Here is a 23544-nt window from a genome sequence, read left to right on the forward strand (position 1 = left end):
TAACTCCTCCGGTTGCCTACAGCTGTAGGCACTGGGGTTGAGCTTATAATTAACATTCATAGAAAAGGGGTAAACAAGCATGGGCATGAAACGTAAGCCAAAAGCAATGGGAGTTCTGCTTCTCGCAATAATGATGTCATTGTCAGCCGCAGGCTGCTCCAGCGGGAATAATGCTGGCAAGAATGCCGAAGGTAATGCTAACAGCGCTAAAGCTACTAATACGGAGGCAAGTGCTGAACCGACTGCTGCTGCATTATCAGCAGATGAACCGGGATGGAAGATTGATACTTCACCCATTACATTTGACTGGTACCTGAACTTCTCATGGTTCCCTAATAAATGGGGCGTGGACCCAACCTCCCAATATGTAACTAAGAAGACCGGAGTTGATATTAATTTTATCGTTCCGGCTGGTAACGAGAATGAGAAGCTTAATACGCTGATTGCATCCGGTAAATTGCCTGATTTCATCACTTTGGGTTTCTGGGAAGATGCGATTAAGAAAATGGTCGAAGGTGAACTTGTTCTTCCATTGAACAAACTTGCTGATGAATATGATCCGTACTTCTTTAAAGTATCCGATGCTGATAAGCTGGGCTGGTATACACAAGAAGACGGCAATGTGTATGGCTATCCTAACTCTTCTTCCTCTCCTGCCGACTATGAGAAGTATGGAGAAAATTACGTATCCAACCAAGTATTCGCTGTCCGCAAGGATATGTATGAAGCTATTGGAAGTCCAGATATGCGCACACCAGAAGGTTTCTTGAATGCGCTTAAATTAGCGAAAGAGAAATTCCCTGACGTAAATGGACAGCCGCTTATTCCACTTGGTTTGCATGAATTTACCGAGAACGGTAACGATTCTTTGGAAGGTTACCTGCAGAACTTCTTGGCAATCCCAAGAGAAAAAGATGGCAAGGTATATGCTCGTGAAACCGATCCTGAATATATCCGCTGGATGAAGGCACTTCGTCAAGCGAATCAAGACGGTCTGCTGGCTAAAGATATCTTTATCGACAAACGCCCACAAATGGAAGAAAAAATTGCCCAAGGCCGTTATTTCGCAATGCTGTATCAACGTACAGACTTTGCAGCACAGCTAGGAACGATTTACCAACAGGATCCAACCAAAACGTATATTGCTGTTGACGGACCTTCCAATACGAACTTGGATAAACCAACTCTTGATGGCCCTGGTATCTCCGGTTGGACGGTAACGCTGATCTCCAAAGATGTTAAGGATAAAGCACGTGCTATCCGCTTCCTCAGCTACTTGAACAGTGAAGAAGGCAACAAAGACTTGTTCTTAGGCGAAAAAGGTGTCAGCTACGATACGATTGATGGAAAAGATCAATTTAAACCAGAAGTGTTTGATTTGATGAATAAAGACCGTTCGACGTTTGATAAGCAAATTGGATCTTCCTTTACATTCTGGATGCTGCAAAATACGAACATCACAGACCAATGGGCTCCTAAATCGGTAGAACCATTTAAGCAATTGGAAGATTGGACTAGAGGTAAATCCATAGGCTCCTCTGAGTTCCAACAAATCGAACCAACAGGAAACTCTCCTGAAGGCATCATCGCTTCGAAGCTGAAACAGTTGCGCGGTAAAACTATGCCGAAATTGCTCATGGCTTCTTCCGATGCGGAATTCGATAAGATTTGGAATGAGTATTTAGAGAAGAGAAAGAAGGAAGGCGAAGATGTATTTGATGCCTACCAACAAAAGAAATATGAAGAGAATAAAGTGAAGCTGTCCATAAAATAAAAAGCATGACCCAAAATGCCCGCTAACTGCGGGCTTTTGGGTTATTTTCGAATTATAATAAGGAATAGTTATTAAGTATTTGAATATTCACTATTTTAGCGAGGTGGACAGGACAGAAGTGTATAAAGTGAATAGGCGAGATCGAATCAGAGCATTATGGCATTCTTTTAGTTATTGGTGGGGGCGGAGATCTCTTCAGAGCCGTTTAATTGCAGCTTATGTTTTTATTGTTTTAGGCCCGTGTATGCTGGTTTCTGTCTATTCCTATAAAGCCATTAATAATACCTATCTCCGCGATGCCGTCGAGAAAAATGATTATTTGTCGCAAATGGAGAAACTGCACATTCATAATCAGATTGAGGCGATGGAACGGGCGGCACAAATGGCTTATTCTGATGCTGAAGTAGAAAAATTCTTAGCGAATGAAACCGAGCCGCAGCTAGTAGATTTGGTTGATTTTAATACAAATGCCTATGTGAATATGACTCGTATTCAATTTAATAATCCGAATATTGAGCATTTACGGCTGTATTCGAGAAGCAATAAGGTGCATGAAATTTGGCCGATTATCTTTCGCGAAGAGCGAGTTTCTTCCACCCCATGGTTTCAGAAAGCGCTTCAATTGAAAGGGCAGGAATACTGGTCTTTTCAGAAAAGTGATCCGGATTTGATGCAGAGATACTTGGGAGCACCGACGGAGAGTCTGCCAAAGGTTTCTTTGCTGCGTGAGAAGAGTCGGCCAGCAGACAATCATATCGGCATGGTGCAGGTGGATATGCTGCTGAGTCGGTTTACACCCAAGACGTATACAGATGTACGGGATAATCAGACCCAGATGTTCCTTGTGGATAGTGAGCTGCAGCTTTTCACCAGGCCGGACAACTCTTTTTTGCAGGATAATCTAGAGATGGCTGATATGATTGCAGAACGGTATAAGCAGTTCCGGGAAACTGGCGAATGGGACAGTAATTACTCGGAGAATGGTAAATCGTTTTTGTTAATTAACACTCCGCTAGAACGAATTGATGCTTATTTGCTAAATGTAGTGTCAATGGAGGGAGTGATGAAGGATATCTCCCGCACGCGCAACTTAATCATTGGAGCCAATGTTGGTTTTATTACTTTACTAACGCTGATCGCTTATGTGACAAATGCCTTTATTCTAAAAAATCTACGTAGATTGACCGAAACGATGAAAAAAGTGCGCAGAGGTGAAGCGTACACTGGAATAATGATTCGTGGTGGAGGGGAAGTCGGGGAGCTTGCCCATCATTTCTCCAAGCTGATGAATACCATCAATACGTTGGTGGCTCAGGCAGTGAGCAAGCAGGCGTTGTCTAAAGAGGCTGAGCTGCGTACGCTGCATAACCAGATTGACGCACATTTTTTGTATAATACGCTGGAAAATATAAAAATGCTGGCTGAAATTGAGAACCAGCGAACGATCTCGGACGCACTGACCTCGCTGGGTGGGATGATGCGCTATAATTTTAAATGGTCCGGAGAGTATGTGAAGCTGCGGGATGAAGTCCGCCACATTGAAAATTACATTGAAGTGATGAATATTCGTTTTGAATATCCGGTTAAGTTAGTGCTTCATATTGAACCTCGATATTTGGAGCTGGAGGTGCTGAAAATGTCACTGCAGCCTATTGTAGAGAACAGTGTTAAGCATGCTTGGTGCGACGAGAAAGAGAATTTACAGGACCCGAACATTCATATTCATATTTCGGAAACGGAAGGTGATATTTGCATAGAGCTTCGTGATAATGGCATCGGCTTAACTCCAGAGCGTTTGGTTGCTTTGAACGAGGCGATTTATGCGAAAGATGAGCGCTGTGAGAGTGCCTCAGAACAGAGAGATGTTGACCGCCGAACAGGTGGTATTGGACTGAGAAATGTACATCAGCGACTGCAAATCTTTTATGGTGATGAATATGGGCTTGTAGTACAGAGTGAAGCAGGGAGTTGGACGATGGTACGTCTGACCTTGCCGAAAGTTCTTTTGACAGGAGAAAAACAACTATGAAGAAGCTACTGATCATTGATGATGAAAAGAATATCCGTTACGGTCTCAAGACTATGATAGAAAGAGAATTTCCGTCCGTGTATACCATCACAATGGCGAGTAATGGCGCAGAGGGTTTCGAGATATTTAAGACCGAAGGTGCAGATATTATTATTACAGATATACGTATGCCAGTGATGGATGGAATTACGCTGTTGGAGCAGATATCTAAGGTAACAAGTGGTGAGAAAAGCCCAGCAGTGCTGATCTTAAGCGGGTATGATGATTTCGAATATGCCAAAAGCGCGATTCGTTATCGCGTAAAGGATTACTTGCTGAAGCCGATTCGCCGAGATGAGTTGTTCGAAATTTTGAAGAATATCGATAAGGAACAGGAAGAACAGGATCTCAGCGCAAGGCAGCTGGAACAGGAAACGGAACACTTCCGCAGGGAACTGCGGTCCAGTCGTTTACGGGGACTGCTAATGCAGCAGGAGGTTCCGCTGGAGCGTGAGCAGCAAGAGTGGCTAAGTGATCTGCAAGCACCTTTTACAGTTGGTGTGTTGAATTACTATTACAATGACGGAACAAGAATGAAGTCGGGGGATGTTCAGGGACTGGCGGAACGATTGATCGGACCGCTTGAAAAGTTTTTCTCGGAAATCACAACGGATTGGGATGGCAAATTAGTCTTGATCGGGAGTAGAAAACAGGATTTTATGGAGCTGTCCAGACAAGCTGAAGCTAAGGAAATAAAGGGATTATCGATTGGGATTAGCAGCGAAGGAGGAAGTCTTGAGGACCTCCGTTCCTGTTATAAGGAAGCATGCCGGGCACTGCAATATACTTTTTTATATCCGCAAGTGAGTTTATTGGATTATGGGGATGTTGGCCAGGGACGGTCTAACTTTCCGTTACCTAAGGAGGAGCTTCGCAAGCTGCTCAATATGCTGGGAACAGAACGCGAGAAGGAGATGAAGCATCTTCTATCTGTGATTTTTCAAACTGAGCATTTGAAGGAACTGGACCTAGCTTATCTGGAGTCCGTGGGACAGAATGTAAACGAGCTGGTGTTGGATGAAGTGTTTCGGGTGCATGGCGAAGCCTCGGTAGAGGTATTGAAGCTGTATCGTACGGTAGGCAATATGTACAACTATCGTCATTTCCACGAATATTATCGTGCGCTGGAGAACTTACTCTTGAGTGTGAATGAATACATTGTAGGCGTAAGGTCCGCGCATACCGAGCATGCGGATATGGAAGAGGCACTGAGCTATATTGAAGCCAACTACGCCCGTCCACTGAATATGGCTATGGTCAGCAATCATGTATCCTTGAATTATTCTTATTTTAGCGAAGCCTTTAAGGCATATACCGGTGAGAATTTTGTTATCTATTTAAAAAAGGTCCGCATCCGTCATGCTAAAGAGCTATTGGCAAAAGGCTGCGGTAAGCTCGCAACAGTCTCAGAAGAGGTAGGCTTCGAGAACAGTAAACAATTTGCCCGTGTTTTTAAAGAGCTGGAGGGGATTTCCCCAGGTGATTATAGAGCGAAAATAGTATCCGAAGAGTGTTGAGGCTTTTGAAGATGCATTTAGAAGCGGCCCTCCTATATAATGGATTTGAGAAGATTCATTGGAGGAATGAAGGGTGGAAGAAATACAAGGCAATTTGATTACGGTTCAGACATTAGCAGCGGATTTTCGTCGACTGGGCGTTAAGGCGGGCATGACGATTTTATTGCATTCTTCTTTTAAATCGTTAGGCCAATGGGTAGCCGGGGGCCCGGTCGCTGTTATTTTGGCATTGGAGGAGGTCCTCGGAGAATCTGGCACGCTAGTAATGCCCACACATTCCAGTGACCTGACTGATCCCGCAGGCTGGAGCAACCCACCGGTGCCGGAGGCGTGGTGGCAGAGTATCCGCGAGCAGATGCCGGCTTATGATCCAGATCTGACCCAGCTTAGAGGAATGGGGGTTATTCCGGACTGCTTCCGTAAACAAAAAGGAGTAAAACGTAGTGACCATCCGATACATTCGTTTGCCGCTTGGGGCAAGCATAGAGATGAAATTATGTATGGTCATTCGCTTGAAATGGGCCTGGGGGAAGATTCTCCGCTGGCTCGTATTTACGATCTGGGCGGACATGTACTGTTGCTGGGTGTAGGCAATCTTAATAATACTTCCCTGCATCTTGCCGAATGCCGCGCATCTTATGCTGGCAAGAAGGAAACCCTTGGCGGGGCGCCCATTATGGTGGATGGAGTTAGACAGTGGGTTGAATTTAAGGAGCTGGATTGGGATTCTGACGATTTCGTTCAGCTGGCAGATCAGTTTGGACAAGAGACGGGACTTATTACATATGGACAGGTTGCTTCGGCAACCGCTCAATTGATTCCGCAACGGGAAATCGTTGATTATGCAGTGAACTGGATGGAACAGAACAGGAAGTAAAACTCATTGGATAGGGGAAACGGAAGGAGAAGCTGGCATGAGTACAACAACGATATTTTTAACCCGGCATGGTCAAACGGAATGGAACGTGCAGCATCGGATGCAGGGACATATGGATTCTGAACTGACGGCTCTTGGTGTGCAACAGGCAGAATGGCTGAGCCGGGGAATGCGCACTGAACAGCTGGATGTCATCTATGCAAGCCCCAGCCCAAGGGCGCTGCGCACAGCTGAGATTATTCGTGGAGAGCGGAGTACTCCGCTTAAGACCTCTGAGGCGTTCAAAGAGATTGGCATGGGTGTGTGGGAAGGCCGTGATTCTACTGAACTGGAGAGCGAGTATTCAGAGCAGCATCGCAATTTCTGGAAAGACCCTGAGCAGTTTAAAGTGGAGGGCAGTGAGACCTTCGCAGAGGTGCAGGCACGGGCACTGGGCAAGCTTCAGGAAATTCTCGTTGACCATCAAGGTGAGACCATTCTTATCGTCACACATACAGTAGTGATCAAGCTGTTAATGGCCTATTTTGAGGGCAGAGCGCTGCCTAAGCTCTGGGATCTGCCTTACATTTATCCGACCTGCTTATGCAGGGTTGATTTTACGGATGGTGTGCCGGAAATCCTGCTGCACGGGGATACGAGCCATTACGAAGAGAGTGAAGCTGGGATGGAATCATAACACTTCCTACAGATCAGGTTGGTTTATTAAAAAAGGCGGTTCCTCGGGTGCGTTACGCACTCGGGGAACCGCCTTTTTGTCTTCAGAGCTGGAGATCAGTTTTTGCTAGTTGATAAACTGGAGAGATTTCAATGTCTTCTCCAGCATCGTAACCGCTTCGGCACGAGTTGCCAGCTTCTGTGGAGCAAAGGAACCGTCCGTTGCTCCTTGGATAATGCCCTCAGCAGCGATTTCTGCTACTGCTGCTTGAGACCAAGCAGGAATGCTTGCTGCGTCACTGAATTTAGCCAGTGCCGCAGGATCGGCATTTAAGGTTTTACCTGTGTACTTGATGGCTTTTGCTAATACCGAGGCCATTTCCTGACGAGTGATTGGGCTACCCGGCTTAAAGCTGCCATCGGTATAACCGGAAATCAATCCGGCTTCTGCTGCGGTGCGTATAGCATCAGCATACCAAGCACTTGAGTTTACATCTTTAAATGTGGTCTCACCATTACCTGTCGCAAGTCCCAGAGAACGCGTAATTAATGCGGCGAACTCAGCACGTGTGATCGACTGTGAAGGAGAGAACGTATCGTTGCTTGTTCCGCTGACGATCAGCTTGGAAGCTAACAGATCAATGGATGATTTAGCCCAGTGTCCGTTAATATCTGCGAACGTTTTGGAAGACTTAACAACGGTGTAGTAGCTGTTGCTGTTCCGTTTAATCGTAACATCCGTTGTTCCATCTGCTTTAGGAACAAAGATAGCAGGTACGAAAGAGATCTTACCTGAAGCAGGATCAAAGACCACTGCCGTTGCATTATTTGAATTTAAGACGGCAGGTACATTGATCGTGCGCTTCACGTAAGTACTGCCGAAATTGTTCAGCGGCACACTCTTACTTCCGGCTTGCGCTGAAACGCTGAATTCGATTACTGGAGCAGCTAAAGTAGCATTACCTAGCTGTGATGCGATAGCTTGGTTTGTGCTGCTTAGTGTTCCCGAATTCGCTAGTAGAATAGATACCGTAATTGTAAAGTCGCTGGTGCCTAATTGAGCGGCAAGTGCTGCGCTGTTTACAACACGGAGTGGCAAGGAATAAGAAGCGCCATCAGTAGTAAAGGTAAGAACTGTGTTAGGCTGTGCTGCTGCTTGTTTTACAAGCACACTGCCTGGAAGCACTACTTGAGCGCCGCCTGTAGTAGCTTTAACCGGAATAACCAGCTCTTGGCTACCCGCTGGCAGTTCAGCAAGTTGTTTGGTTAGATCAGCAGCATTAATTGTTGTTACTTGTGCTGAAGCAATTGGTGCCGCAGTTGGAGCAACAGTTGGTGATGGTGTAGCTGTAGCGGTTGGTACTGTTGGAGCCGATGTTGGTACTGATGTAGGCACTGAAGTTGGATCTGGTGTTGGTACTGGTGTTGGGTCTGGTGTCGGAGTTGGATTTGTCTCCGGCAGTGGTGCACCTTTTAGATCAACAATCCGGCCCTCAACGGCGGAAGTGTTCGCAGTGACCGTTCCAACCTTCTGCAGATACTTCGTAAATACATCAAAGTCCGGTAGGTACAGCAGATTCACGCGACCTTCTTTATAGGCCTTTTCAAGTGAAGTATAGAAATCTCCACCCTTAGCTGTGAAAGCATTCGTAGCTACTTCGTAGGATGCGTTCAGATCCAGAGGGACGTATTTATCCCCGTTTTTCACTTCAATACGCAGTACACGTTCGTTCACAGGTTTCGTAGAGTCGTAATAGAATTTCAACCCTGCAACGTGTGGGAAACGTCCGTCTGCTGCCGGCGTTTTGGAAACCCCGTTCTCCATGGCATCCTTAATTTCTTGTCCAGTCAAAGTGATCGTAACCAGATCGTTGTTGAATGGAAGTACGCCGAGTACTTCGCCTTGTGTGATCGGTCCTTCGTTGATGGATTCGCGAATACCGCCACCGTTTTGCAGGGCGATTACGGCATTAGTGCCCGCTTTTTGAGCTGCATAAAGCATGCCATCGGCAATCAGGTTACCAAGATTAGTTTCCTTTGTGCGCACATTATCGCGAACGCCGTTTAGAACAACCTCTGAATTTCCTACTACCTCATTGGTTAGTTCTTGAATACCCGGCTTATACTCCGTATCCAGGATCTTTTTGGCTTCTGGGTCCTCGGCGATAACGTAGTTAGTGCCGTTTTTAGCATCGATGGAGATTAATTGATCTTTCCAATCGGTCAGTACGCCATCTTGGTTAAATTTAACTTCAAGTTGTCCAAGGAAAAGACCTTTTTCACCGGTCTGTACAATAAGCTTCGGTGCGTTAGGATCGCTGTTATCAACAACGGCTTGATTCAGTTGCGTGTGGCTGTGCCCCCCAACGATAATATCAATGCCGTTAACAGCTTTGGCTAACTTGAGATCTTCTTCGTAGCCAAGGTGTGAGAGAACAATGATCTTGTTAACATTCTCTTTTTCAAGCATAGCGACCGTTGCTTCCGCTTTAGCGAAGGCATTCTCAAAGGTCACTTTACCTGGTGAAGCAATGTTCGCCGTGTCTTCTGTCGTCAGACCCATGATGCCGACCTGTTGGCCGTCTACTTCTTTGATCAGCGCAGGGTAGATGGTTCCAGCATTACCTGACCGGCCGATTTCATTGGTGAACATTTTGCTAAGAATATCATCCGCTGAGAAGTTCACGTTGGAGGAGACGAATGGGAACTTAGCGTTGCCGATGAATTTGGATAATACATCAGAGTCTTTATCAAATTCATGATTACCGAAAGTCATAGCATCATATTTGACCAGATTCATAAAGGCCAGATCTGCTTGACCCAGATACTTATTGAAGTAAAGTGTTCCGGAGAACACATCACCTGCGTCTACAAGAATAGGATTCTCTGTAGTCGCCTTGGCATCTTGGATTGCTGTTACACGGCGCAAGATGTTGTTTGGCGAGCTGACAGTATCTAATCCTGCGTGTGTATCATTGGTGTGCAGAATGGTTAGTGGGAAGTCTTCAGCAGTATTAAAATCAATCTGTGCCAAAACCGCATCATGATCGGATACCCGGCCATTCGATGGTGAGAAGTCGGCATTTAGATGAACGACATCTACTTTAGAAGAAGCCGTTAGATTTTTACTGACAAGAATATGATCTAGCACTTGAGAGTTTCCGTCATAGGTGTACGTATACTGCTCATTTAAAGGCAATGTATCGATCAAATTGTCTAGTTCTGTACCTTTTAAGAGGGTTGCAGTTTTAGTGAATTGGAAGTCATTCAAATCACCAAGAGCTACGATGTTGGCTTTAGGATTTGCAGTCAGAACCTCTTTGACAAATCCGTTTACGACCGCCGCGATTTTATGGCGCTGTGTTTCACTGGACAATACAGGGGGCTGAACGTTTCCGAAAGGACCGGTATCGCCGCCTTTTGAATTGAAATGGTTAGCGATCACAATTACTGTTTCGCCACCGAATACGAACTGTGCAGCAAGGGGTTTACGTGAACTTGCAAAGGCAGAGTTTGTTGGATCAATTCGGCCCGGATTGTAGGTCAATTGATCTGCCGCTGCATTATATCCAACGGGTTGTGTAGCTGTACCTTTTTGTCCGCTCACACTGTCTGCAAGCTGTACTCTTGCTGGATTGTACAGGAATCCTACGCGAATGTTTCCGCCTGGGGCACCGCCATCCATATTGTTCTCCGGAGCGATGTCTGTGTATTTATATACAGGACCGCCAGCGGTTTCAATGGCTTTAATCAGTTCGGCTGCACTTGCTTCAGTGATTCCATTATTGGTTTCACCATTGCTGTCCTGCATTTCGACAACGCCGATAATGTCAGGTTTTTTCATATTGTTTGTGATGGAGTCGGCTAGTTTCTGGATTTTTGTTGCTCCGACACCGGGGTAGAAGTTTTCAATGTTATACGATGCAATCAACAACTTACTATCATTGACTTCAAGAGTAGTTGTTTCTTGCTTAAAGGTACTTGGAGTGATGGCTGGAAGCTTACCGTTTTCCGGAATCACTTTGAAGTTACCGTTGTTGTATCCGATGACACCAGTAACATCTCCAGCGAACTTATCTCCGGTGATGACTTCTTGACCCGGATTTCCGTAAGCGATGATGAGGCGCTGAGGATTGTATTGGTTGTATTCTTTGAGAACTAATCCACCAGCTGGTGTGATGACATCAGGTGTATCATTTTCTACTCTTGTAGGGATGTTATAGAGCATAGAATTTCCGCTACCACTTGTCCAATAAGGACTGATAATCGTAGGGGTAGGGAGCTTGACTAGCATACCTTCTAACGATTCGTAGAAATCAATTGCATCTTCATTAGGCTCAAAATTAGCCATGCCGTCATTGTCAATTATGGTAGACGGAATTGCTCTCCCGCCTTTACCAAGTACAACAGGCACCGGCACAGTATAACTTGAAGAGGAGTCCACTTTTATTGAAGTCATAGTAATTTGAGTAGAGGTTAAATTACTTGCGTTACCTTCGTTGTATTCGGAAATAGCTCCACTAACTTGGACTAAATCTCCAATTTGAGGTTTAAGGGATGAATTAGTGCTGTATACAAAAATACCTTCCGAAGTGTTTACATTATCGTCTGGCTGAGGATCTTGCATAAAGAAACCTCTATAAGCGCCAGTTGCAAAGGTGTACCCGTATTGGGTAACGATGCCTTCTACATCAGAAACGTTCTGACCTGTATACTCAGAAGCATGAGATTCTCCTTGAATATCATGTATACGAGGGAGTTCAGACGCTTTATAAGCAAAGGTATAAACCTTACTTGTCTTGCCATCTGCTACGACAATTGCATTGACGGTAAGATCTTGATTAACTGTAATCGGATCTGAATAAAGTTTACTTGCTGTTGTTGGTTCAGTTCCGTTGGTCGTGTAGTAAATCTGTGCTCCAAGAGTAGGGCTGGAAAGGGTCACAGAACTTCCTTTGATGATGCGACCTGCGCCAGGGCTGGCCATAACGGAAAAAGTTTCTTCCACCAAAGCATTTTCGTTAAGTGGAATGAACTGATAAGTCGTATTATATTGCTCGATAACCCCAGTGATATTGTCAAAGGTTTTACCCTTAACTAGTTTAGGCAGGGTTGAAAAAATTGTGAATTGTTGTCCACCTTGGCTAGCAGTCACCGTGCTGCCATTTACATTGTCTATGGTCACATTATTCATAGTTACCAGCTGAGCTTCGTGGCTTTCGCCGTTCGCGGCAGACAAGTCGGTTGCGGTGATCAATTTTGGTGCAGGCACCCCAACATTTTGTGCAGCTACATTGTATTGAAGTCCACTTTGGAATTTGATTTCTTGCAGATTGCTGTAGATATCCATTGTGCCGCTTACTTCAACACGATCTCCAACGTTTGCGAACTCTGGAAATCCATAAAGTACGATCCCGCCGGATTCATCCTGAATATACATTTTTGCTGCATTAATGTGAGTTACGATACCTTCTGTTAAAATATTCTGACCTTTACTAGCAAGGCGTGCTGTTGCAACATCTGTTTTGGCCAGAATCGTGTAATCAAAAGTCGATACAGGGCTGTCTGGCATATTTGGTTCTGAAGCATACGCTTTAATCGTAGTGTCCTCAGTTAAGGTAATAGGCCCTGTGTAAGGTTGAAAATTAGTTGAACCACCTGATCCATAAACAGCTGCGTAGACGGATGCTCCAACCGTTGGAGAATTTAAAGATATTTCTGTGCCTACCGGCCAGGCATTAGAGGCTGGTGAAGCTAATACGGAACTAGCAGTCTCCGGTAATTCAGGTAATGTACCGTAGCTGCTGTTTCGTGGACTTGGTGCTTGGACAACAAAATCCGTAGAGTTGTTATCCATATCTAGACCGCGGCTGTCTGCCGGTGCATTAGCCGCAGCTTTACGGATAGCGGCTGTCGTATTAGAGAGAGCAGCGGTCGCACTTCCCTCGACATTTGTGGCTGTTCCGTAGCCAACTAAATCAATCGTTGTACCTGATTTATCAACGAGGTCGACTTTGCCGTTTGTACCACTCATAGCAAGGATTCCCTTGCTAACATCAGGAGCAGGCAAGTCGCTAGTTCCTCCAGCTCCAGCGGCCTCCTCAATAAGGAAGTATCCATTTGCCGGGATAGTTCCATTTAAGTCTGTTCCACTACTAAAGGTTCCGGCCGCTGAGGTATACCGAACTTTCCATCCAGTCAAATCTACTGGATGATTCGTAGGATTGTATAATTCAATAAAATCATTTTTAAACTCCGCTCCGCCGTTTCCACCACCACCATAGACCTGCGAGATAACAATGTTGCTATTATCCGGTGCTGCCTCGGCAGTCTGGACAGCTGGTAACACACTGCCGGCAACCATTAACATTGCCAGTCCAGTAGCGAACCATTTTCTTACTCTTGAAGAAATAATCATTTGGATAAGTCATTCTCCCCTCGAATCTTTTATTTACAACCTATTAAATCTTAGCATTCAAATGTAAAATGAAAGGTTGTCTTACATGAATATAAATTAAAGTTTGCATCAATTAAATCTAAAAATTGAAATGTTGTGATTTTAGTATAAAAACAGTGCATAAATACAATATTAATAATAAATCTAGTATTTTTATGGTTAATAGAGCACCAACATGTTAATTGCATGTTATGTATATTGTTGAATTCAGTATGGATTACGACAAATTTATTCTAGAGTTTTGTTAATTTTTACATAGGGAAAACAATAGAGATTAGAATTATATAGAATGTATCGGAACTAAAATAATGCCCCTCCAGCTTCTTATCGAGAAGTGGAAGGGCATTATTAATTTAAAATCTATTTGGACAACACAGTATTACTGGTGCGGAAGCTCAAGCCGTTCAATTCCATCCATATATTTACGCAGTGCCTGCGGAATGTAAATGGATCCATCCTCCAGTTGATGATTCTCCAGCAGCGGAATTAGGATCCTTGGTGTAGCCACTGCGGTGTTATTTAAGGTGTGGCAGTATTGCAGCTTACCGTCTGTATCCCGGTAACGAATGCCCGAGCGACGAGCCTGGAAATCGAGCAGGTTGGAAGCCGAGTGTGTCTCTCCGTATGCATCTCTGCTTGGCATCCAAGTCTCGATGTCATACTGCTTATGTGTCTTCAGGGACATATCTCCTGTGCAGACAGCCATGATCCGATAGGGGAGTTCCAAGAGCTGTAGAATATGCTCTGCATTCGCAAGAATCTCCTGCAGCATGCCCTCCGATACGCCCTCATCATTCCGACACACGATAACTTGTTCAATTTTTGAGAATTGATGAACACGGTACAGGCCACGCACGTCCCGTCCCGCCGATCCTACCTCACGGCGGAAGCAGGCCGACATTCCGGCGAGCCGCATTGGCGAATCCAGTTCGACAATCTCATCGCTATACAGCGAAACAAGCGACACCTCCGATGTGCCTACCAGCCAGCGATTGTCTCCGTTTAGCTCATAGGTCTGATCCATCCCGCCGGGGAAGAAGCCCGTACGTTCCAGCGCTTCCGGACGGACAATCACGGGAACATCCATCACCGTGAACCCGCGGGCCGTAAGTACATCAATGGCCAGCCGCTGTACAGCCAGATGTAACAACAAGCCTGCACCCTTCAGCACATAGCTGCGTGGACCGCCTGCTTTGACGCCACGGGGGATATCGATGATATCGTGGAGCTCGCCTAGCTCCACATGATCACGCGGTGTAAAGCCGAATTCCGGCAACGTTCCAGTCCGTCGCAGCTCTACATTATCTTTATCATCATGGCCGATCGGTGTATCCTGCGATACAGGGTTTGGTGCGAGCAGCATGAGTTCTCCACAGCGCCGGTCTGCTTCAGTTAGATCTGCCTCATAGAGATTCAGGCGGTTGTTCAGTTCTCTTACTTGTTCTTTAACTGCTTCTCCTGCCACGCTGTCACCCTGTCGTAAAAGTCGTTCAACCTCTTTGGTCAGGCCGTTACGCTGGGCTCTCAACTGTTCCGTATCTTGGCGCAATTCGCGCCGTTTCTCATCCCATTCCAGCAGTTCATCCAGTGGGAAGTCGACTCTTTTCCAAGCCGTAATGTTTCTTACAAGTTCCTGATTGTCTTTGATCCAGTTCATATCCAGCATACCGTTTCGCTCCTTTTTGGTTAAAAAAACGCAAAAAACGCCCTCATCCATGGGACGAGGAGCGTCAGCTCGCGGTGCCACCCAGGTTGATCGAATCTCCTTAACTGCAGGAACAATCCGACCCTCTTTGGTCTTCGCGGTAACGGGCGAAACCCGGTGAACTTAGGGAGTTGTTGTAGACTCCGGTCGCAGACGCCTCACGGTTGGATGCCGATCATTGGCCTGATTGTTGGATTTAATATTGTTGCTTAGTATAACTTAAGAGCGGGAGGAGCGCAAGTGGTTATGGTTTGACAAAAATATCAATTCTACGTTAGGATTAGTATTAATTTAAAGTAATTTTGTCGGGATAATAAATAAAGCAGTTTGAGCTGCTTAAGTGGGATGGAAGAGGTGGAAAAGTGGCTAAAATTGTTGTGATTAACGGAACGCCTTCCCTGGTATCGCGTATCAATGCAGCTATAGAATATGCGGAGGCCAGCTTAACCAATCAGGGCTTCGAGGTTGAGCGTATTAACGTAGCAGAACTACCCGCGGAGGATTTGATTCACACTAAGTTTGAAAGTGAGTCTATCGTCAAAGCCAATGGCCTTGTAGCGGAAGCTGATGCGGTAATCGTGGTTAGCCCGGTTTATAAAGCTTCTTATACAGGTGTGCTGAAGACCTTTTTAGATCTGGTTCCACAAAAGGGATTGGCCGGAAAAGTTGTACTCCCGCTGTTCATGGGCGGCAGTCTTGCACATCTGCTCACAATTGATTACGCATTGAAACCTGTGTTGTCCGTACTGGGCGCACGTTACATTCTTGGCGGCGTTTATGCCGTGGATTCTCAAGTGGTTCGTAATGATCACGGAGTGGTAGAGCTTGCTGAGGAGCTGAAGCTGCGCCTGAACGATGCATTAGATGAGCTTGCTGAAGAAACTACACATCGTGTGGAACGCAAGGCATAAGACTAAGTAGCAAGCCTTCTGTGCTTAGTGCTAATAACAAATGTATAAGCGTCTCTTTCATCCCTGATACCAGGGGAGAGGGGCGCTTTTTGCATTATATAAGCTATAGCAAAAAGGCCATCTCACTGTGAAAGTAGAGAATGGCCTCTTTTTATATATAGGGCTCGTTATATATCCGGTCTTACAAATCGTCGAATCCGTTATCGTCGCCAACCTTACCGTAGTTGCGGGACTTGGCTTCGAAGAAGTCAGTTTTGGTAGCATTAAGCGCATCATCGGAGAAAGGTTTGATCCAAGGCATACAGTTAACGTCAACACCTTGGTAAGCTTTTTCCATACCCATCAAAGTCAGACGTTTGTTCGCTGTATATTTGATGTAGTCGCTAAGCTCGTTAAGATCAATGCCACGCACGTTAGTAAGTGTGTAGTAAGCCCAGTTGGTTTCGAGCTCTACCGCGCGGTCGATGGTACGGTATACGTAATCCATGTTTTCTTTGGTGTTCAGCTCAGGGAAGTCTACGAGCAGCTGCTTAAATACTTCTGCGAAGAAGTAGCAGTGCTGATTCTCGTCACGTTGAATATAAGAGATCATTTGGCTGGTCGCCATCATCTTCTGGTCACGGGCCAGATTGTAGAAGAAGGCGAAAGTGCTGTAGAAGAAAATCCCTTCCAAGATGAGATCTGCTACCAGCGCATGGAAAAAGGTCTGTCTCGTAGGGTTATCACGGAACTCTTGATAAATATCAGAGATAAACTGATTGCGTTCCAGCAGGACAGGGTCTTTTTTCCAATATTCAAAAATTTCCTTCTGCTCACTCTCCGACACGATAGAGGATAGAACATAGGAATAGGATTGGTTATGCACCACTTCTTGCTGCCCGATAATAGCGGAGATAGCTTCCAAAGAGGAATCGGTGAAATAACGCTTCACGTCGCTCACGAACATCGTCTGCATCGAATCCAGCACAGCGAGTAGGGAGATATTAATCTTAAATACGCGTTGTTCCTCGGCATCCAGCATCGGGAATTGTTGCGCATCCTTGGACATTGGAATTTCATCCGCGATCCAGTGATTAAGCAGCAGCACCTTATACAGCTTGTACATATGAGGCATGCGAATATCGTTCCAGTTCAGAATACCTGAGCATTCACCGTCGATAATTCGTGTGGATTGATTAGGTGCTTCAGTATTAAAAATCTTTTGTAATTGCATTTCTTATCCCTCCATTTTTTGCGCGGGTAATCTTTCTTTGGTGTCTTGTTCATAGAAAGACGGTGATGGAGTAACGGAGAGGAAGTTTGGAGCTGTAGGAGCGTCAGCGTTCGCCCGAAAGCTTTCCGTAGGAAAGCTCGCATCGAAAGCATATGCTGTCATCGGATGTCATCCGCTAATAGCGGTAAAGATCAAGACCTCTGATGACAACAGCGGCCGGAAGCCCAAACATTCCTCGCAGTTACGAAATTCATCATCGTTTTTCTATTCAGGGCACTAAGATAATTAGCTAGCGCAAGATTCACACTCTTCTATAGTCAAAGCACGGCTACGCACATAATAAGTTGATTTCAAGCCGCCCTTCCAGGCATTCAGATGCAGTTCCAGGAACTCGGTAGCCTTGATGTCAGGACGGACATACAGGTTGAAGCTTTGGCCTTGATCGACGTGACGCTGGCGAGCAGAAGCCATGCGGATCGACCAGTTTTGGTCAATCGTAAATGCTGTCTTATAGTACCAGATCGTTTTGTCGGACAGATCCGGTGCTGGGTTAGCAATCTTATAAGTTGTTTTTTCTTCATAGGAAAGCAGTTCATACAGCGGATCAATGCTGGCGGTGGAGCCGGCAATAATCGATGTAGATCCATTCGGCGCAATGGCGAACATCCAAGCGTTACGTACGCCGTCCTTAGCTACTTCTTCTTGCAGCTCGCGCCATTGCTCAGTCGTTACATATTTACCTTCTTGCTCACCGCTAACATAACCGCGGGAAGTGAAGTATGCGCCAGTCTCCCAATCGGATCCAGCAAATTTCGGATAACGGCCTTTTTCACGGGCAAGCTCCATGCTCGAACGAACCAACAGGTAGTTGATATGTTCATATAAATGATTGTTATATTCTACGGCTTCATCGGATTCCCAACGAATGCCCTTGAGTGCCAATAGGTGATGCAGGCCGAATGTGCCGAGACCTACTGCGCGGTACTGGCTGTTCGTGTATTGTGCCTGCAGAACTTCAATATTATTAATGTCGATTACGTTATCAAGCATACGAACTTGGATCGGAACAAGTCTTTCTAATACGCCAGCTGGAATCGCCCGTGCTAAGTGAATCGAATTCAGGTTGCAGACTACGAAGTCGCCAGGGATTTTGGAAATAACGATACGGGTCTGGCCATCTTTAGTTACTAATTCTTCTTGCTCAATAACTGTTGCAGACTGATTCTGCATAATTTCTGTACACAGGTTGGAGGAGAAAACCATACCTTGATGACGGTTTGGGTTAGTCCGGTTCACGGTATCGCGGTAGAACATGTACGGTGTACCTGTTTCTAGCTGTGATTTCATAATCCGTTTCATGATGTCGATCGCAGGAACAGTGATCCGGGATAATTCCAGGTTCGCTGTAGCTTCAGCATATTTTTCACGGAAAGTACCTTTGCCAAGCTCTTCATCGTAGAAATCTTCCAATCCTAGTGGACGGCCATTTTTATCTGTCCAGCCCATGACCTTTTTCACCTCATGAGGGCAGAAGAGGTTCCAATGGCTGCGCGATTCTACAGCTTCCATGAACAGGTCAGGCAGGGAGACGCCATGGAACACGTCATGTGCACGCATGCGCTCGTCACCGTTGTTCAGCTTAAGATCGAGGAAAGCGAGAATATCTTTATGGAATACATCAAGATAAACAGCTACAGCACCTTTACGTGTGCCCAACTGGTCTACGCTGACTGCTGTATTGTTCAACTGGCGAATCCAAGGGATTACGCCGGAGCTTGTGTTCTTGTGGCCACGGATATCCGAACCACGTGCCCGTACTTTTCCAAGGTAAACGCCGATGCCGCCACCCATTTTGCTTAGACGTGCTACGTCTGTATTGGAGTCAAAGATACCCTCTAGGGAATCGTCTACAGTATCAATAAAGCAGCTGGATAGTTGTCCAGCGACCTTTTTGCCGGCATTGGACATTGTAGGTGTAGCAGCAGTCATGTAGATGTTGCTCATAGCCCAATAAGCTTCTTTTACAAGCTCAAGACGTTTCTCAGCTGGCTCACGGTGCATCAGGTACATGGCAATAATCATATAACGTTCTTGTGGAAGCTCCATCACACGGCCGTCAAAATCATGCGCCAAATAACGGTCGGATAGCGTAAGCAGACCGATATAGTCAAACAAAAGGTCGCGTGTATAATCGATACACCCACCTAGTTCGATAATTTGTTCTTTGGTGTAATGACTTAGAAGTTCTTCGCGATAGATTCCTTTTTTCACGAGATCCGTAATTAGTGGATACAATTCACCGTAAGGCTCTTCTGGATAAGCTTTGTAGCGGCGATGAACGGCAGCTTTTTTATAAAGGGTTGTCAGAAGGGCGCGGGCAGCTGCGAACTTCCAGGTAGGCTCTTCTTTTGTTACAAGCTCTAGAGCGCTCATGGTGAAGGCGTTGCTGATTTCTTCTCCGCTTACCGAGTCACGACGCAGTTTGGAATTCACTCCACGCAGCAAAGTTTCTTTATTTAGTTGATCGAGACCTTCCAGAATACGGTCAGCGTAGACGGAAAGACGGTTCTCATCAAAAGCCAGTTGGCGATTATCCGGTTTTACTACGAATTGCGGCATGGTTAGTTCATCCCTTCTTATTTCAAATTAATTTTCAATATCAAAAATTGATATATTATAGCGCAGCAGGCTGCCACAGAAAGACCTCCGAGCCGTTCATGCTGGCCGGAATGTCGATAATGCGTTGGTTGGAGCTTCCCCGGTAGAGAAGCGTAGTATCTTTCAGTTCTTCTACAAATCTTCCATCTATTAACACCTGACACTGCTTAAGTAGATCCCATTCCGGCGTACCGGGAAGGGCTGTAAGTTCTTCGTACGTATAACCACTGTAAATCCAGATTGAGAAGCCTGGCAGTACAGCGCGAAGCTCATGAATGAACCCCAGCAACTCTTCTGCTGAGAAAAAAGGATCGCCGCCTGCCAGTGTCAGACCATCCAGCAAAGGGTTAGCGGCGATTTCTGCAATAATTTCATGTTGTCGTTCTAAGGTGAAGACTTCTCCATATTTAAAGTTCCATGTCTCGGGATTAAAACATCCCGGGCAACGATGGCGGCAGCCGCTGAGAAAGAGGACGGCCCGCATGCCCTCTCCCTCGTTAATCGACTCCGGATAGTAACCGCAAATATTCATAGATGCTTAACGCGATCCCGTACTTCAGCTTGTTTGGCGGCATTAAAGCGGGTCTGATAGTCGCCGGTTAAATAACCTGTAACTCTGCGCAAACGGCGGATGTGCACGTCATTCTCATGTGCGTTGCAGGAAGGACAGTTTGTCCCAATTACGCCTTCGTATCCACAGCTGGAGCAGCGGTCAATCGGATGGTTAATGCTGAAATAGCTGACCTGTTGTTCGAGCGCATATTTAATAATTTTGATAAAAGCCGATGGGTTGTTGCGTGCATTGCCGTTTAATTCGACATAAGAAATAGCCCCGGCATTGCAATATTCATGGAAAGGAGCTTCCAAGCTGATCTTCTGAGCAGCACCCAGATCGAAGTATACAGGGATGTGAAAAGAGTTCGTATAATATTCACGGTCAGTTACGCCCGGAATGGAACCCAGTACCTTGCGGTCAACTTTTGTGAATTTACCGGACAAACCTTCTGCTGGAGTTGCGAACAGAGTGATGTTGAGATCCAGTTCCTCACTTTTCCGATCGCAATAGTCCCGCATATGACGCACAATAGCCAGCGCCTTGGCATGAACTTCCATATCCTCGCCATGGTGTTTGCCGTACATAGCTTTCATACATTCCGCCATACCGATGAAGCCAAGAGACAGACTGCCATGCTTTAGCAGATCGCCTACAGTGTCATCAGGTGCAAGATGCTCGCCGCCTTCCCAGACGCCTTCTCGCATCATGAAATCGGAAGCTTTAGCTTTTTGTGCGGTTTGAATGTGGAACCGATGAAGAAGTCCTTCCAGCGCAATATCCATATAATGATTTAGATCTTCATAGAAGCCAGCTTCGTCTGCGACGGTACGTCTGCCTGTTACTGTGCCGTGTGCCAGACCTAGCCGAACCAGATTCAGTGTATTAAAGGAAAGGTTGCCCTTTCCAGAGCAATGATTACGACCAAAACGGTCACCGAGCACTCGGGTTCGGCAGCCCATTGTAGCGAACTCCGTATCAGGATCACTTGGATCATAATACTGCAAGTTGAGCGGAGCGTCCAGATTAGCGAAGTTTGGATATAGTCTGCGCGCAGAACATTCAGCCGCTTTTAGGAACAGTTCATAGTTAGGATCGCCTTGTTGTTGATTGATTCCTTGCTTGCATTTGAAGATTTGAATCGGGAACACTGGTGTTTCTCCGCTGCCAAGTCCGTTCATAGTTGCTGTTAGCAGAGAACTGATCACAAGCTGACCTTCTGGTGAAGTACAAGTACCGTAGTTGATGCTGGTAAACGGTATTTGTCCACCGGATCGGCTGGACATGGTATTCAGATTATGTACCATACTTTCAGCCGCTTGCAGGGTTTCGATTTCGGTTTCCTTTAGTGCAAAACGGAACGCTCTTGGATATAACTCCGCCAGATCGGTCCGGCTCATCGTAATCTCGCCCAAAGATTCATCAGCTTGTCCTTCTTCAAAATAATCCAGACCCTTGCGGAACAGCTTGGCGAAGGATTTGGTTACATAAGGTGCCAGATCATAGTCGAGTTTATTGGCGGATACACCACCATATTGAGCATTTTGCTGGGATTGGAAAATAATCGCTACCAGAGACATAGCAGTCATTATTGAGTTCGGAGGACGAACGCTGCCGTTGCCGGTATTGAAACCTTCACGGAGAAGTTTATCAAACGGGATAAAAATACAGTTCGTCGTTCCAATCGCGTATTGATCCAGATCATGCACATAGACGACATTGTCATCAATAGCCTGCACTAGCTGCGGCGGCATCGTAAAATTGCGGGCGTACCATTTTGAATATTCACTGCCGAACTTGCTCATTTTACCGGAGAAACTCTCTCCATTCAAATTGGCATTCTCGCGCAATAGGTCCATATCCCGACTGTCGATAATATCCCGGCCTAAATCAATGAGCTCTTCTAAAAGAACTTCCCGTGCATTTTCTACTCCATTAAATTGTCTCTCCAACAACGTCATTGTACAGCTCTCCTCTCAGTATAAAAGAAAAACATCTATCATCAAATCCATATATCCATAGGAAGTTGGACTACCATAAGCAGTCGTATATTTGTTCTGATTACATAAAAAAAGCATCCCCTACCCGAGGATGGCAGAAAATGCCCGATGCGTTATGTAAATATCCACACGGATATTTGCAGAGGTCTCTACGTAGATGACCGCATGCGGACACCATCCCTGTTCCTCGCAGGCATCAATAGTTGGTGTCGTCGAAACAGGTAGGTCTCCTGGCTTCCGTGGGATCTCTCGGCGCCTTCCCAAGGGTGTTCCTAACCCTCAGTGGCATCTGCCGGGAGATGTGGATTCTCAAGCTTCCCAGAAGCTTAAGAAGGCCATCCGGTTACAGTGGCGGGACCGCAGCGGATTCTCACCGCGCTTCCCTATTAAGCTCTAAATCCGGTTAAGGATCAAAGCGCCTGTCTCCACTATATTTTGTTGTCGTTAGATAAAAATAACCCAAGATGTTGTGTTTGTAAACAGTTTTTTAGAAAACCCGCGCGGGGAGCGGGTTCTTTAAAAGTACTCCACAAATGATCCACAGGCTGTCCATAAGTAATCCACAATTGATCCACAGGGAGATTCGAAATGATTCATAAATTGTCCGAAAAGATGCCACAAAGAGTCCATAAATATAGTGCAGATGACCCTAGAATTTGCGCATGAGAAAATACTCTTAGCCCAAAGTCATATTTTGGAGTAATCAGAAGAAATAGAAGAGATAAGGGAGGATAATCTTGCTTAGTTTGTGACAGAGCGGTGGAATTGTTACAATGGAAGAAGATGGGTACTATAAAATTTCGAGGAGGTATTCTCATGCCTATTGCTGAAGTTACAGTTATTCCAATTGGAACAGGCAGTACCAGTCTTAGCAGCTATGTTGCGGATATGCAGCGGGTGCTGAAGACAGTAGAAGGGATTACATATGAACTTACGTCCATGGGGACGATCATCGAAGGGCCTCTGCAACGCATTTTTGCCGCGGTAGAAGCTTTGCATGAGTCTCCTTTTGCCGCAGGTGCAGAACGTGTCTCTACCTCACTTAAAATAGACGACCGCCGCGATAAACCCTCCACTAGCCGTGGAAAGTTAGAGTCTGTGGAGCGTAAGCTACAGGTGGATTAGCAGTTTAGGAGGGCGGAAAACAGGGAGAAATA

At 45.7% G+C, this 23544-nt stretch carries 13 protein-coding genes and 1 riboswitch; of the genes, 7 read left to right on the forward strand and 6 right to left on the reverse strand.

Annotated elements, in window-relative coordinates; all coding sequences use genetic code 11:
- Positions 1-79: 79 nt before the first annotated feature.
- From NSQ50_RS02315 to NSQ50_RS02335, 5 genes are all read left to right on the forward strand, one after another.
- Positions 80-1774: an extracellular solute-binding protein gene (locus NSQ50_RS02315; RefSeq protein ID WP_036682600.1), complete on the forward strand. Its 1695-nt coding sequence runs from the start codon at positions 80-82 to the stop codon at positions 1772-1774.
- A 118-nt stretch (positions 1775-1892) separates the two neighbouring features.
- Positions 1893-3803, forward strand: a complete 1911-nt coding sequence (locus NSQ50_RS02320) for a cache domain-containing sensor histidine kinase (protein ID WP_080742381.1) — start codon at positions 1893-1895, stop codon at positions 3801-3803.
- Entirely contained in the window at positions 3800-5359 is a 1560-nt protein-coding gene (locus NSQ50_RS02325) for a response regulator (protein ID WP_038568486.1), read from the forward strand. Before NSQ50_RS02320 ends, NSQ50_RS02325 begins: the two co-directional genes overlap by 4 nt.
- Before the next feature lie 73 nt (positions 5360-5432).
- Entirely contained in the window at positions 5433-6236 is an 804-nt protein-coding gene (locus NSQ50_RS02330) for an aminoglycoside N(3)-acetyltransferase (protein WP_036682594.1), read from the forward strand.
- Positions 6237-6273: 37 nt separating this feature from the next.
- Positions 6274-6912 carry a histidine phosphatase family protein gene (locus NSQ50_RS02335; RefSeq protein ID WP_076223426.1) on the forward strand — a complete coding sequence of 213 codons (639 nt, stop codon included), beginning with the start codon at positions 6274-6276 and terminating at the stop codon, positions 6910-6912.
- Between the two features lie 105 nt (positions 6913-7017).
- Here NSQ50_RS02335 and NSQ50_RS02340 read toward each other — a convergent pair whose 3' ends face one another.
- Positions 7018-13308 carry a 5'-nucleotidase C-terminal domain-containing protein gene (locus NSQ50_RS02340; protein ID WP_076223424.1) on the reverse strand — a complete coding sequence of 2097 codons (6291 nt, stop codon included), beginning with the start codon at positions 13306-13308 and terminating at the stop codon, positions 7018-7020.
- A 418-nt stretch (positions 13309-13726) separates the two neighbouring features.
- Complete coding sequence (serS, locus tag NSQ50_RS02345) at positions 13727-15013, reverse strand: serine--tRNA ligase (protein WP_036682588.1); 1287 nt, start codon at positions 15011-15013, stop codon at positions 13727-13729.
- A 401-nt stretch (positions 15014-15414) separates the two neighbouring features.
- Between serS and ssuE the strand changes: the two genes are divergently transcribed.
- Positions 15415-15963, forward strand: a complete 549-nt coding sequence (gene ssuE / locus NSQ50_RS02350) for an NADPH-dependent FMN reductase (RefSeq protein ID WP_036682586.1) — start codon at positions 15415-15417, stop codon at positions 15961-15963.
- 181 nt (positions 15964-16144) lie between these two features.
- Here ssuE and NSQ50_RS02355 read toward each other — a convergent pair whose 3' ends face one another.
- The 4 genes from NSQ50_RS02355 to NSQ50_RS02370 form a co-directional block, all read right to left on the reverse strand.
- Positions 16145-17176, reverse strand: a complete 1032-nt coding sequence (locus tag NSQ50_RS02355; protein ID WP_036682584.1) for a ribonucleotide-diphosphate reductase subunit beta — start codon at positions 17174-17176, stop codon at positions 16145-16147.
- A 285-nt stretch (positions 17177-17461) separates the two neighbouring features.
- A complete protein-coding gene (locus NSQ50_RS02360) occupies positions 17462-19795 on the reverse strand; it encodes a ribonucleoside-diphosphate reductase subunit alpha (protein WP_036682582.1) in 2334 nt (777 codons plus the stop codon).
- A gap of 55 nt (positions 19796-19850) precedes the next feature.
- Positions 19851-20366, reverse strand: coding sequence for an anaerobic ribonucleoside-triphosphate reductase activating protein (gene nrdG, locus NSQ50_RS02365; RefSeq protein ID WP_036682580.1), 516 nt, complete (start codon positions 20364-20366; stop codon positions 19851-19853).
- The gene (locus NSQ50_RS02370; protein ID WP_076103867.1) at positions 20363-22348 is read right to left on the reverse strand and encodes an anaerobic ribonucleoside triphosphate reductase; all 1986 of its coding nucleotides are present in this window, start codon (positions 22346-22348) and stop codon (positions 20363-20365) included. The genes nrdG and NSQ50_RS02370 overlap by 4 nt, the downstream gene beginning before the upstream one ends.
- A gap of 242 nt (positions 22349-22590) precedes the next feature.
- Positions 22591-22825, reverse strand: a riboswitch (cobalamin riboswitch).
- Between the two features lie 378 nt (positions 22826-23203).
- Between NSQ50_RS02370 and NSQ50_RS02375 the strand changes: the two genes are divergently transcribed.
- Complete coding sequence (locus NSQ50_RS02375; protein WP_036682575.1) at positions 23204-23512, forward strand: MTH1187 family thiamine-binding protein; 309 nt, start codon at positions 23204-23206, stop codon at positions 23510-23512.
- Positions 23513-23544: the final 32 nt, after the last annotated feature.

It is taken from the genome of Paenibacillus sp. FSL R10-2788 (genome assembly GCF_038003885.1).
Classification (GTDB): Bacteria; Bacillota; Bacilli; order Paenibacillales; family Paenibacillaceae; genus Paenibacillus_AQ; species Paenibacillus_AQ odorifer.

Bases quoted from the DNA above. Each gene is read 5' to 3' on its own strand.
- NSQ50_RS02360 (WP_036682582.1), bottom strand. From the start codon at position 19,795: ATGCCGCAATTCGTAGTAAAACCGGATAATCGCCAACTGGCTTTTGAT.
- NSQ50_RS02355 (WP_036682584.1), bottom strand. From the start codon at position 17,176: ATGCAATTACAAAAGATTTTTAATACTGAAGCACCTAATCAATCCACA.
- NSQ50_RS02370 (WP_076103867.1), bottom strand. From the start codon at position 22,348: ATGACGTTGTTGGAGAGACAATTTAATGGAGTAGAAAATGCACGGGAA.
- NSQ50_RS02315 (WP_036682600.1), top strand. From the start codon at position 80: ATGGGCATGAAACGTAAGCCAAAAGCAATGGGAGTTCTGCTTCTCGCA.
- NSQ50_RS02325 (WP_038568486.1), top strand. From the start codon at position 3,800: ATGAAGAAGCTACTGATCATTGATGATGAAAAGAATATCCGTTACGGT.
- NSQ50_RS02340 (WP_076223424.1), bottom strand. From the start codon at position 13,308: ATGATTATTTCTTCAAGAGTAAGAAAATGGTTCGCTACTGGACTGGCA.
- nrdG (WP_036682580.1), bottom strand. From the start codon at position 20,366: ATGAATATTTGCGGTTACTATCCGGAGTCGATTAACGAGGGAGAGGGC.
- NSQ50_RS02375 (WP_036682575.1), top strand. From the start codon at position 23,204: ATGCCTATTGCTGAAGTTACAGTTATTCCAATTGGAACAGGCAGTACC.
- NSQ50_RS02335 (WP_076223426.1), top strand. From the start codon at position 6,274: ATGAGTACAACAACGATATTTTTAACCCGGCATGGTCAAACGGAATGG.
- serS (WP_036682588.1), bottom strand. From the start codon at position 15,013: ATGCTGGATATGAACTGGATCAAAGACAATCAGGAACTTGTAAGAAAC.